Source organism: [Clostridium] symbiosum ATCC 14940 (assembly GCF_000466485.1).
GTDB classification, from domain to species: Bacteria; Bacillota; Clostridia; order Lachnospirales; family Lachnospiraceae; genus Otoolea; species Otoolea symbiosa.
In genome coordinates, this window is the sequence record NZ_KE992995.1 from 17,662 (window position 1) to 29,791 (window position 12,130).

Genomic DNA, 12,130 nt, shown 5'->3' on the forward strand with positions numbered 1-12,130 from the left:
TCCCCCGCGGAGCGGTTTTTATTTAACAGGGGTAATTTCCTGTTAAATAAAAAAGCCATGCGATCTCTTCGTCATCGAAATGATCGAAGGGACCGAATGGCTGAAATTCTTCGGCGGTACCACCCAATTTAACCGGACAAGATGCCTCTGATTCCATTCGGCACCTGATGCGGTTCACTCTTATATCCGTTAACGCCGGTTCTACGATGCACTTTCATGCATGGCTCCAAGGCAGGTTCAATCTTCCTTGACACGGAAACCTCTCACCGTCGGTTTCCTCTCTGGATGTGTTTAAAGATTTAATAGTCCTCTTCAACGCCGTATTTGTCTATCAAATTATGTCGTGTTGCTTTTATGGTAGATTTGATTTTACGCCATCCAAACTGCTTTGTCAAGCCCTGTCAGCTGCCTCCCGCCTCTTTTTCCACTCCCTTCTTTGAAAAAATAAGATTAACAGGATAATCGGCAGCGCCACCAAGTCGCCCCTCTCATCCAGAATAAGCAGGCCTATTACGCAGGCCAGTAAGATTAACCTCTGCCATAGCTTTAACACTCCCATGACATACCCTTCACTGGCCATCGCCAAAACAATTACACCTATTATGGCAATCGCTAAATTGTAAATGACAGCCGGTACTGTTGTTCCTGTTAGCAGCAGAGCCGGTTTATATACCAGCATAAACGGAATAATGAAACCGGCAATCGCCAGTCTAAACGCACTCACGCCAGTTTTTAAAGGATCGGACTGGGCCAGTCCTGCCGCTACAAAGGATGAGAGAGCTACAGGAGGTGTGATAGTTGACATAATAGCAAAATAAAACACAAAAAAGTGAGCGGCCAGCAGGGGAACACCCATGTTAACCAAAGCCGGAGCCAGCGTAAGGGCCGTTACGATATAGCAGGCTGTTGTTGGAAGTCCCATGCCCAGAATGATTGAAGCTGCCATGGCTAAAAAAAGCGCCAAAAATTTAATCCCCAACGCCAGTTTAAAAATATTCAATGAGAACACAAGGCCAAATCCGGTAAGGGAAATCACACCAATTACAATGCCGGCACAGGCACAGGCAATCGCTACCGACATAGTGCCTTTCACTCCATTTTCCAGTGCGCGGCAAAACCGTCTCAGTGTCAGGCGGCTGCTCTTTCTGAAAAAACTTACTACAATTGCAATCAGAATGGAAAGCCAGGCCGCATAAATCGGATTGTAGCCTTTAACACTTAAGAAATAGATGAGAGCAATTAAGGGGATCGCCATGTGTCCATAGTCCCCGAATGTTGATCCCAGCTTCGGAATCTGATCCTTTTCCAGTGTCTTCAGTCCCTGTCTGCGGGCGCGCAGCTCCACGGAGACCCATACACACAAATAGTAAAGAAAAGCCGGAATAATGGCTGCAAAGACGATTACACTGTACTGCACCCCAATAAATTGAGCCATCAGGAATGCTGCCGCCCCCATAACCGGAGGCATAATCTGCCCTCCTGCCGATGCCACACACTCTACCGCGCCTGCATATTCCGGTGAGTATCCAACAGATTTCATTAAAGGTATCGTCATTACCCCCGTCGTTGCTACATTTGCAGAAGTGCTTCCGCTGACTGTTCCCATCAGGCCGCTGGCCAAAGCCGATACTTTGGCCGGCCCGCCTACAGAACCTCCTGCCAGTGCCAATGCAAGATTGCTTAAAAACTTAGACATGCCTATTTCAGACATGATAGCTCCAAAAAATATAAACAGCACCACATAAGTAGCCGATGTATTGAGCGCTGTCCCAAAAATGCCTTCATCCGTCAGATACAGCAGCTTTATTATTTTGCTGACCGTAAAACCTGCGTGGCGAAATACCCCGGGTATCTGCCGCCCAAAAACAGCATATAATAAAAATACGCAGGCTACAATAGGCATAGCCATCCCAATGGCCCGTCTGGTAGCTTCTAAAACAAGCACAAGACAGATGACACCGAATATCAGATCCATTTTGGTTGGAATTCCCATTTGAGCATTAATCTTCTTTGCAAAAACCGCAACGTAGAGTGCTGCGCAAAAGCTCAGAAGCCCCAATATGATATCTATCACCGTAGGTGCCTTACTGCTTGAATGTTTCGTTGCCGGAAATAACAGATAAATTAGTAATATAATAACTGCCAGATGGACCGATACCACATACTTGTCATCTACCAGCCCGGAACCAGCTGCGTATAGCTGGAACGCAGCCAAAGACAAGCATAAGGCTGTGATAATATATTTCCAGGCGCCTTCTAATTCCCTCTTTTTTCCGCCTTTATCCTCATCTGCATCGGTCATAACTCCCCCTCTTTTTTTAATAAAATCGCTTAACGCCATAATTGTCTCCCCCTTTAGCGTACACCAGTCTGTTATTTTAAGACGCCTTTTTCTTTATAGTACCTTTCTGCTCCCGGATGAAGCGGCAGGCCGGAGACATTGATTCCTGATTCCAGGGTGATTTCTTTTGCAATATCCTGGCTTTGGACCAGTGTATCAACATTTTCAAACAAATTCTTTGTAATTTCATAGACCAGGTCATCACTGATACTCTCGTTTACAATCAGTAAAGTCCCTGTTGCCACTGTTTTTACATCCGATTCCTGATTTGGGTATGTACCGGACGGAATTGTATATTCGTAGTAGTAAGGGAGCCTGTTGATTACATTCTGTATTTCTTCGTCGCTTCCCAAATCCGCCAGCTTGCATTTTCCGCTGGCCATTGCTTTCATCTGGTGACTCTGCCCCAGGCTTCCCGAAATAATGTACCCGTCTATTTTCTCATCAACCACCGCATCCGACGCATTGGAATGAGAAAGCTGCTGTGCGTTAAAATCGCTCTTGGAGATACCAAAGCAATCCAGAATCCCCATCGCCTGGGACTCCGAACCACTGCCCGCCTCGCCAATGTTTACTTTTTTTCCAACAATATCATCAATACTGTTAATTCCGGAATCTTTCAAAACCGGAATCTGGATAATCGCCGGGTAAAGATTTGCAATAACTCTAAGCCCTTCTACCTGCTTTCCTTCAAACTGCCCGATCCCATTTACTGCCTCATAAACAGATGACGCGGCTGAAAATGCAAGCTGTATATCATCCGTTCCTACCCGGAGACAATTCTCACTGGAACCTGCCGTTACCTCTGCCGTAAAAGATGTGCCGGGGAGTTTATCATTCCATACCTGGCATAATGCAACCCCCAAAGTATTAAACGTTCCGCCGGAAGAAGATGTTCCCATGGACAGGAACGCTTCATCACCGTCTGCCTTTACCGCATTTTTTTCATCAGCCGCCGCTTCCACGGACTGGTCCCCGCCTTTTGTTTCCGGCGCTGAGGTACCAGAACAGCCACTCAGTATTCCTCCCACTATCACTACGTTTGAAATCACAAGAGCTAAAATCTTTTTTGTTTTTACCATAATGAACCCTCCTGATATGAAATATTTGTAACAGGTCAGACAGGTCTGCGCACTGGCTGCGCTGACCGTGCGAAAAGGTAGTGGTAACGGGCATCCGGCTCATCGCGCAGCAATTTAATTAGCCGGATGCAGTAACAGTTCACTGTCTGAACTGTTACAAATATTTTTACCTTCTCACTTGCATAATATCATCTCGGTTCCATATGATCCAATATATATTTCCATATCAATACATAAAATTCAAATTATGATATTGCATTATCAAAAGTGATTCAAAATTATGTTGACTGATCCGCGCATTTGAGGCGCTGACCGTACGAAAAGATAAACATTGCCGAATCAGTTTACGGCGTTCTGCTTTACACCAGTTCTTTATAGTACGCTATCATATAGTCACAGAAATCTCTGGTATCCTGTGTCAGGTACTTATCCTTCCGATAACTTAACGCAATGTTCCTTGTTTTATCAAGGCCCTTTATAGGCAGAAATTTAATCTGTTCATCGTAAAGACAGCGTTTTTTCGCCGATTGGGAAGCGATTGTGATTCCCGCGTTTACATTTAAAAGCTCCGTCCTCAGGTAGTGATCGCACTCCATAACAATATTCAATTTAATACCTAGTTCTTCACATAATTGATCCATCTGGGTCCGAAACGGAAAACCTTTTTGAAGGGCAATAAATTTTTCACCTATAATGTCGTCCACTCCGACACTGTCTTTTTTAGCAAGAGGGTGATCCTGATGTACAGCCACCATAAATCTGTCCTGGCAAAGAATAATGGTATTCATATCATCTCGGTTTATCTCAGGAGATGTTATGCCAATATCAATCTTTCCGCTTTCCAGCAATTGAATGATATCTTGAAATTCTTCCACACTCTGACGCCATTTTACAGCGGGATGACTTCTCATAAAACCTTCAATTCCGCGCATAAACTGAGGGCTTGTCAGAGATACAAATAATGTATGCTCCTGCTCTCCCTTCATTTCATTTATTTCCTTCTTGGCATTATCAATATCTAACAGAATCCGATTCACTCTTGACAGAAATACCTCACCGTATGCATTCAGTACAATAGAGCGGCCGGAACGGTCAAAAAGCGGGACTCCCAGCTCACTTTCCAGTCTTGATATCACCACGCTGATTGCCGGCTGGGACACATTAAGTTGTTCTGCCGAGCGGGTAATGTGCTGATTTAACGCTACCACCTGAAAATATCTAAGTTGCATCAATTCCATAAATTCACTCTCCTTTAATATTTGTGCACAGGACTTAGCCGGATGCCGTAACAGTTCATGCAGTCTGAACTGTTACGACTTTTTATTCATTATACCGGGATTTATCGTACTTTACAATTATATATAATATTATAGTTATGTATTTATATGAAATAATGAATTGTAAATTATATTTTTTGCCTCTATACTGAAAAAAAGGAATAAAGGAGCGTTTTTTATGGGAGAGGGAACAAAATTGCAAGATATGCTGGAAAAAAAGGAGGTTCTAAAGCTGGGGGGAGGTCCCGCCAGAATAGAAAAGCAGCATGCAGCCGGTAAGCTGACAGCCAGGGAGCGTCTGGAACTGCTCTTCGATCCAGGATCATTCCAGGAGTACAACATTTTTATGAAACACCGCTGCCATGACTTTGGTATGGAGAAGATCAACACTCCGGCAGAGGGAGTTGTGACCGGCTATGGCCTGGTAAACGGGCGTGGCGTGTTTGCTTTCGCACACGACTTTACCGTGTTAGGAGGAGCCATGGGGGAAATGCAGGGTATGAAAGTAAAAAGAATGCAGGAGCTGGCCCTGGACGCTGGCCTGCCTTTTGTCGGATTAAATGATTCCGGCGGCGCCAGGATTCAGGAGGGCCCCAGTACCTCCTATGGAAACATTTTTTACAATAATGTTATGGCTTCCGGGGTCATTCCTCAGATTTCCGCTATTATGGGGCCTTGTGCCGGAGGTACAGTATATTCCCCGGCCCTGACGGATTTTATCCTCTCTGTAAACGGAACCAGCCGTTCGTTTATTACAGGACCTGCGGTTATTAAAAATGTAACCGGAGAAATCGTCGACGCGGAGACACTCGGCGGAGCAAAGACTCATAATACGCTCTCAGGCGTATCTCATTTTTTCTGCCAGGATGATGCCGATTGCATTTACAAAATCAAACGGCTTCTAAGCTTTTTTCCCGCCAACTGCCGCGAACTGCCTCCTGTCTACGCATGCAATGATGATCCGAACAGACGCTGTGAGCGCCTGAATACACTCGTGCCAGAGTCTTTAAAGAAAGCTTATAATATCAAAGAAATTATCCGTGAAATCGCTGACGAACACGATTTCTTGGAGGTTCAGGAACTGTATGCCACCAATATTGTTATAGGATTTATACGGTTAAACGGAAAATCTGTCGGCGTAGTTGCCAATCAGCCTTCCATGCTGGCTGGCTGCATCGAGATCAATGCCTCCGATAAAGCCGCCCGCTTTATCCGTACCTGTGACTGCTTTAACATTCCTCTACTTTCCATTGTGGACGTCCCCGGTTACCTGCCGGGAATCAAACAGGAGCTTGGAGGAATCATCCGCCACGGAGCAAAAATGCTCTACGCATGGAGTGAAGCGACAGTCCCCAAAATAGTCATGGCGGTTGGCAAGGTAGTTGGTGGAGCCAGGCCCGCCATGTGTTCCTGGGAGCTGCATCCTGATTTCATCTTTGCATGGCCAACCGCACAGATGACCGTAGTCGGTCCGGAAAGCGCCGTGGACATCTGCTGCAAAAGTGAACTGAAACGGGCTGAAGAAAACGGTGAAGATACGGCTGCTCTGCGCACCCAGCTTATAGAAGACTATACAAAAGAATATATGAATCCATATAAAGCCGCTGAATGCGGCAAATTCGAAGATATAATCGAACCTGCGCAATCAAGACAGGTAATTATTAGGACTTTGGAAATGTTCCGCAATAAAAAAGTTGTGCTTCCGTCCCGCAAACACGGAAACATTCCGTTATAGCAGCAGTTTCACCGTGAAAAAACCAAATCAATAAGGAACCATAAGGGGGATTTACCATGCCGAATACAGTTAATTATGCAAGAGGACCGTTAAGCGGTATTACCGTCCTAGATTTAACCCAATTTTTATCAGGGCCGTTCTGCACAATGATAATGGCGGATTTAGGCGCCGACATTTTGAAAATAGAGCGTCCTGACCGCCCCAGAGCCAGCGGCCCATACTTACATGGCGAGCGTATTTATGACCTTTCCGTTAACCGGAGCAAAAAAAGTATGACTCTAAATCTGAAATCAGATGCAGGAAAGGATATTTTTAAAAAGCTTTTAATATCTTCCGATGTTGTGATAGAGAATTTCAAACCCGGGACAATGGAGCGTATGGGGCTGGGATATGAAGAACTTAAGAAAATCAAACCAAATTTAATTTATGCCGCCATATCCGGCTTTGGCTATACCGGCCCTTATAAGAACCGTGGGGCCCTGGATATGGTAATTCAGGGCATGAGCGGTTTGATGAGTCTGACAGGTGAACCAAACGGCAGGCCAACAAGATGCGGAACCTCCGCCAGTGATATATTTTCCGGAATCTATATGTTCGGCGCCGTAGCATCCGCTCTCTACGAGCGCGAAAAAACAGGAAACGGTCAGTTTATTGACGTGGCGATGTTAGATTCCACCTTCTCCTGTCTGGAAAATGCAGTAATCAATACCTGTATATTTAATAAAAATCCGGAACGGGTGGGAAACAGTCATCCCACCAGTGTTCCGTTTCAGACATTTCAGACCTCTGACGGTGAAATCATCATCACCTGCTCCAGAGACAGCGCCTTTTATTCCCTTTGTCGCGCCATGGGACGCCCTGATATGATTCAGGACGAACGCTTTGCCAAAGCCGAGGCCAGAAGATTAAATAAGGAGCTTCTAGAGGATGAGATTACCCGCTTCACCAGCACCCGCACCCTGGACGAATGTGAAGAAACCCTGAATCAATTCGGAGTTCCTAATGGCCGTATCAATACCCTGACTATGATCTGCAAGGATCCACAAATTGCTGCCCGCGACATGATCGTGAAAGTGGAACACCCTGTTGCAGGAACGTATCAGATGGCCGGAAGTCCATTAAAATTCAGCAGTTTAACAGAGGCCCACTATGAACCGGCACCTACACTTGGTCAACATACCAGAGAGATCCTATCCGAACGGTTAAACATGACAGATACGGAAATTGAAGCCCTGCTAAAAGAACAGGAATCTATGCCATAACCCCTTATAGTATAAGCCCACACAAATTATCTGTTTATTTAAATTAATTGCAAGCAGTCGGTCCCACCGCTCCGCCGAAGAAAATTTTTGCACTGAATTTCTTCGCAGCCATCGCAATAGCCGAAGGTCTGCGCCCGCTTCTTAAAAAAAAGGGCGGAAACTGTGTCGTCACTTCCTCCAACTCGATTACAAATGCCACTGTAAAACGCGACTGGGTCGATAAGCTGTCGAATGTGGCGGATGAGAACGCCACAATGGAATTTGCCGGACATATCCCGCCGGACAAAACACCGTCCTGCTACAGCTCCTCCAAGCACGCGCTGGCCCGCTGGGTACGCCGCGTATCTTCTTCCTGGGCGGCAGACGGCCTGCGCATCAACGCCGTGGCACCCGGCAATACAACCACTCCGATGACGAAAGGAATGACGGAAAAGCAGATGGACGCGGCGCTGCTGATTCCAATCCCGACCCGTTACGGCCGCAAGGAATTCCTCGACGCCTCTGAAATTGCCAACGCCATGGTATTCCTGTTATCACCGCTGGCCAGCGGTATCAACGGAGTCATTCTGTTTGTAGACGGAGGCATCGACGCGCTGCTCCGCTCCGAACGTTTTTAACCGGTCATCTAATCAATATCATCAGAGAAGGGAGCAGACGCTATGCGCATTTTAGAACAATACATGGAGTGTATGAAAAAAGGCGATAATATCGGCCTGGCAGATTTGTTTAATGAAAAAGGAATTCTTCATGATACCTCATTCTTAAAGCTGAATAAAGATATCATGCATCTGGAAGGAAAGATGGCAATTGAAATGATGTTCCACCACCGTTTCGGTTTCAACGGAGGGCCGTTTCCTATTACAAATACGGTACATAAGGCAGATGACAACGTATGTTATTTTATTGAATACGGCGACCGCGTTGTACCGGTAACTGCTTATATCACAGAAATTGATGAAGACGGGAAAATTATGAGGCTGGATATATTTCCGCTGTAATTCCGGGAAAAGGGGAGGTTCACCGCAGTCCCGCGGAAATCTCCCCTTTTCCTATCCGTTAAATACTGTTTTCCGTTATTGTAACCACGGTTTTTTCGGCTCGTCTCCCGCTTTTGTACCGCAGAAAGAAAAGCAGCGTAATGATAAGGCACAGTGACTCCGACACAGCCGGGGACAGCCAAATCCCGTTTTCGCCTATCAGCTGCGTCAATATAATGAGACAGGCCGACAGGAGAAGAAAACTTCTGCACGATGAAATGACGACAGAGTATACCGGCCGCTCAACCGCTGTAAAGAAACCGGCCGTCACCACATTAAAACCGACAATCGCAAATGAAAGTCCGTACATGCGCAGCGCACTCACCGAGTAGGCGAACAGCTCCTGATCCCTTTTGTCCAGGAACAGCCCTACTGCCGCCTGGGGAATCATTTCAGCAATTACCAGGAACACAACCGTGGATATACCGGCCGCGATAATGGAATAGCCAAACAGCCTGCGGTATTTCTCCTGTTCGCCCGCCCCGTAATGAAAACTGACAAGGGGCTGCACTCCCTGGCTGATTCCGGCCATACTGTTAAGAGCCAGCGTATTAACATAGGAAATCACGGTGTAGCTGACAACTCGCTTATTCCCGATGATGCTCAGTATCATATGGTTAAACAGGAAAATTACGAGGCCGCCCGACATCTCGGTAATGCTGTCCGACATTCCCAGCGGAATGATTCTCCTGTAAAGCTTCAAATTCCATTTGAATCTGCCAAAGCGCAGGCGCTTGGAGCGGAACCCAAAGTACAGGGCGAACAGTGTCGTAGACACAACCTGGGCAATACCGGTGGCAATCGCCGCTCCTTCGACTCCCATATGGAGTTTCATAACGAACACATAATCAAGTACAATGTTTGTTACGGCGCTTGTCATGACCCCCGCCATCTGAAGCGGCGGACATCCGTCCGTCTTCACAAAAATCTCCATATTATAAGATACAACAAAGAACACTGCAAAAACGGAAATCCAGCCGAGATATCCTTTTACATATCCGATCGTCTCAGGCCCGGCCCCCAGGAAATAGGCAATCCTTTCCAGATTGAACCAGGTCAGCAGGGAAATAATGACTCCCACCGCAACCAGTATAATCAGGTTCTGGTTAAATGTATTGCGCGCCTCTTCCTCCTTACCTTCTCCCAGGAATATCGCCATTAGTGTCGACGTCCCTGTCGCCATCATAAGGCCGACGGAGAAAATAAAAATCGTATAAGGCATGGACAGGTTAACTGCCGCCAGCGCATATTCCCCTACTCCCCGCGCAACGAAAATTCCATCAACCATCGTGTACAATGCAAAAATCCACATAGATATGATGGAAGGAATGACAAAACGGCAGAATTTTTTCAGTAACATGATAAAACCTCCTTTTATTGACTTTCATTATAAACCTTCGTATAATACGAATGTCAAGGGAGGTAGAAGAAGTTGAACAATTCTTATAAAATTAAAGAAATTTCAAGATTATACGGACTTTGCAGCGACACGCTGCGATATTATGAAGAACAGGGGCTTCTCTCTCCAAAGCGCGGGGAGAACCGGTACCGTATGTTCGGTGTCCAGGATATCGGTAAACTGAACGTCATCCGTTCCCTTCGGGAGCTCGATATTCCTCTGGAACGAATCCGTGAGTATATCCATAACCGTGATATTGATTCAACCCTGCGGCTTCTGGATGAGGAGGAGACTCTGATCCTCTCCCAAATTGAGCGCCTCCGGGAAAAGTATGAAGATATTAACGCCCGGAAAACAGAGCTTCAAAAGGACAGGCAGATCAAAGACAGACAGTTTTCCATCCGCCGGTTTGAAGCAAGGCCCTGTTTTCAGCTTACGGAAGACATCATCCTGGAAAACGATGTGGATTTTGTCTTAAAGAAGCTGGAACAAAAATATGAAGATAACATTCACGCCATAGGCATTAAGGGATTTGGGGCGGAGATGGATCCGGTCAGTATGGAGCAGGGTGACTATAATCATTTTCGTTCGGTTTTCTTCATCAGCGACTGGGATAATTACAGCTCGGTTATTCCTGAGGGGGAGTATGCCTCTCTGTTCTATTGGGGCGCTTATGAGCAGAGGATTACGGAAGTGTTCTCCCAATTTGTATCCCGCATACAGGAGTCCGGATATGAACTCTGCGGTGTTCCGCTGGAACTGTACCATATTGATATGAATGATACAAACCGGCATGAGGAGTATCTGACGGAATTACAGGTGCTGGTAAAGCCCTTAAAACGTCCCGCTGACGGGTGATAAGCTGCGGTACCTTCCGACCGGCAGTTCGGAAAGCGAGGTATATTCTTTTCCGTTAACCAGGATAGACATGACATCCTCCAGGTTGATAAATCTGGAAAACTCTCCTTTAGTCACTACTTTGCCTTCAGGATTACGCATTCCGTACGTAGAGATTACCAGCGGTCCTGACAGCGGGTCGTTACTGATTACAACTCCGCCTCCCCCTATTACCGTCCCTCCGTCACCGTCGGTATCAAAGGAAAGTTCAGACATCATCTCCTCGATGGTGCCGTCTTTGAATTTAACGGACACAACAGGTGTCGGCAGTCCGCCCGAAGCCTGGGCTTCGCGGCCAATCAGCAGAACTCCCAGCGGGGATATCTGCACCGTTTCAAGAGTATAGTTGCCGTCCCAGGTATCATTAACTGTATATCTCCTGGATGCGGTACTTCCGTCCACCGGAACAGTAAAATCAAGTTCACTGTTTTCTGCCCGGAAGGATATTTTCAAATCAGCTCCATAGCAGGCGTCCAGGCTGCTGGCCGTCAAATGGTAGACCACCTTATTTTCTGTCCGGAATTCCGGCAGCATCGTATAATTGATGGAAAAGGAGAATTCATCCCCTGTATCTGGTTTCCGTTCCAGCGAAACGTCAAAAAGCTGTTTTGTCTCATCATAGCAGTAGGATGGGAGTCCTTTTCCTGAAATATCTTCCAGGGAAAGAATTAAATCAATTGTATACCCATCCGTCAGCATTCCTTCCAGAGAAAACCTCTGTGACGCATCTTCCGCCGACACCATGGGCGCTGTGATTTCAGACTTTACATGTTCTGTACTGTCTCCGAAAATGGACTTAAAATACGTTAATCCGCCGGCCGCTGCAAATGCCGTTGTGGCGAAAAGGCAGATAACGGCTGCGGCCAAAAATACTTTCAATGCCTTAAACCGCCTTCTCTTCGGTGTTTTTCCTTGTTTTCTGATTTTCTCCGACACAAGTTTTTCTATGTTAGACTTCGATGGGTGCAGGTCGGTCATATTTGTAATCTCCAGTTCTTCATAAAGTTCCTCTTCCAGTTCCGTACATAAATCGCTAATATGGATTTTTTTATTCATACCGGTACCCCCTCCTAATATATAAGTGTAGGGTTTCAGTACCC

The 12,130-nt window shown here is 46.2% G+C and carries 9 protein-coding genes, 1 pseudogene and 1 other annotated feature; of the genes and pseudogenes, 5 read left to right on the forward strand and 5 right to left on the reverse strand.

The window, feature by feature from the left end; all coding sequences use genetic code 11:
* Positions 1–84: 84 nt before the first annotated feature.
* Positions 85–325: a binding site (T-box leader), on the reverse strand.
* Between the two features lie 66 nt (positions 326–391).
* The 3 genes from CLOSYM_RS17420 to CLOSYM_RS17435 all read right to left on the reverse strand — a co-directional run bounded on the left by CLOSYM_RS17420 (position 392) and on the right by CLOSYM_RS17435 (position 4,661).
* A complete protein-coding gene (locus tag CLOSYM_RS17420; protein ID WP_003509692.1) occupies positions 392–2,341 on the reverse strand; it encodes a TRAP transporter permease in 1,950 nt (649 codons plus the stop codon).
* A 32-nt stretch (positions 2,342–2,373) separates the two neighbouring features.
* Positions 2,374–3,423 (reverse strand): TAXI family TRAP transporter solute-binding subunit, encoded by a 1,050-nt coding sequence (locus tag CLOSYM_RS22535; RefSeq protein ID WP_009297156.1) that lies wholly within the window; start codon positions 3,421–3,423, stop codon positions 2,374–2,376.
* A 359-nt stretch (positions 3,424–3,782) separates the two neighbouring features.
* On the reverse strand, positions 3,783–4,661 hold the full coding sequence (locus CLOSYM_RS17435; protein WP_003502617.1) for a LysR family transcriptional regulator: 879 nt from the start codon (positions 4,659–4,661) through the stop codon (positions 3,783–3,785).
* A 217-nt stretch (positions 4,662–4,878) separates the two neighbouring features.
* Here CLOSYM_RS17435 and CLOSYM_RS17440 point away from each other — a divergent pair, with 217 nt between their 5' ends.
* The 4 genes and pseudogenes from CLOSYM_RS17440 to CLOSYM_RS17455 all read left to right on the forward strand — a co-directional run bounded on the left by CLOSYM_RS17440 (position 4,879) and on the right by CLOSYM_RS17455 (position 8,695).
* Complete coding sequence (locus tag CLOSYM_RS17440) at positions 4,879–6,435, forward strand: acyl-CoA carboxylase subunit beta (protein ID WP_009297158.1); 1,557 nt, start codon at positions 4,879–4,881, stop codon at positions 6,433–6,435.
* 56 nt (positions 6,436–6,491) lie between these two features.
* Positions 6,492–7,697, forward strand: coding sequence for a CaiB/BaiF CoA transferase family protein (locus CLOSYM_RS17445; RefSeq protein ID WP_044902735.1), 1,206 nt, complete (start codon positions 6,492–6,494; stop codon positions 7,695–7,697).
* A 56-nt stretch (positions 7,698–7,753) separates the two neighbouring features.
* A pseudogene (locus tag CLOSYM_RS17450) lies at positions 7,754–8,314 on the forward strand (SDR family oxidoreductase); the annotation flags it as partial.
* Positions 8,315–8,356: 42 nt separating this feature from the next.
* On the forward strand, positions 8,357–8,695 hold the full coding sequence (locus tag CLOSYM_RS17455; RefSeq protein WP_003502602.1) for a hypothetical protein: 339 nt from the start codon (positions 8,357–8,359) through the stop codon (positions 8,693–8,695).
* Positions 8,696–8,753: 58 nt separating this feature from the next.
* Here CLOSYM_RS17455 and CLOSYM_RS17460 read toward each other — a convergent pair whose 3' ends face one another.
* On the reverse strand, positions 8,754–10,094 hold the full coding sequence (locus CLOSYM_RS17460) for an MATE family efflux transporter (protein ID WP_021643131.1): 1,341 nt from the start codon (positions 10,092–10,094) through the stop codon (positions 8,754–8,756).
* Between the two features lie 72 nt (positions 10,095–10,166).
* On the opposite strand from CLOSYM_RS17460, the gene CLOSYM_RS17465 reads away from it, so the two are divergent.
* Positions 10,167–10,991, forward strand: coding sequence for a MerR family transcriptional regulator (locus tag CLOSYM_RS17465; protein WP_003502599.1), 825 nt, complete (start codon positions 10,167–10,169; stop codon positions 10,989–10,991).
* Here the strand turns inward: CLOSYM_RS17465 and CLOSYM_RS17470 are convergent.
* Positions 10,968–12,086 carry a hypothetical protein gene (locus tag CLOSYM_RS17470; protein ID WP_044902737.1) on the reverse strand — a complete coding sequence of 373 codons (1,119 nt, stop codon included), beginning with the start codon at positions 12,084–12,086 and terminating at the stop codon, positions 10,968–10,970. The genes CLOSYM_RS17465 and CLOSYM_RS17470 overlap by 24 nt on opposite strands.
* Positions 12,087–12,130: the final 44 nt, after the last annotated feature.

Excerpts from the sequence above, each read along its gene's own strand:
- CLOSYM_RS17420 (WP_003509692.1), bottom strand. The coding sequence starts at position 2,341 with ATGGCGTTAAGCGATTTTATTAAAAAAAGAGGGGGAGTTATGACCGAT.
- CLOSYM_RS22535 (WP_009297156.1), bottom strand. The coding sequence starts at position 3,423 with ATGGTAAAAACAAAAAAGATTTTAGCTCTTGTGATTTCAAACGTAGTG.
- CLOSYM_RS17435 (WP_003502617.1), bottom strand. The coding sequence starts at position 4,661 with ATGGAATTGATGCAACTTAGATATTTTCAGGTGGTAGCGTTAAATCAG.
- CLOSYM_RS17440 (WP_009297158.1), top strand. The coding sequence starts at position 4,879 with ATGGGAGAGGGAACAAAATTGCAAGATATGCTGGAAAAAAAGGAGGTT.
- CLOSYM_RS17445 (WP_044902735.1), top strand. The coding sequence starts at position 6,492 with ATGCCGAATACAGTTAATTATGCAAGAGGACCGTTAAGCGGTATTACC.
- CLOSYM_RS17455 (WP_003502602.1), top strand. The coding sequence starts at position 8,357 with ATGCGCATTTTAGAACAATACATGGAGTGTATGAAAAAAGGCGATAAT.
- CLOSYM_RS17460 (WP_021643131.1), bottom strand. The coding sequence starts at position 10,094 with ATGTTACTGAAAAAATTCTGCCGTTTTGTCATTCCTTCCATCATATCT.
- CLOSYM_RS17470 (WP_044902737.1), bottom strand. The coding sequence starts at position 12,086 with ATGAATAAAAAAATCCATATTAGCGATTTATGTACGGAACTGGAAGAG.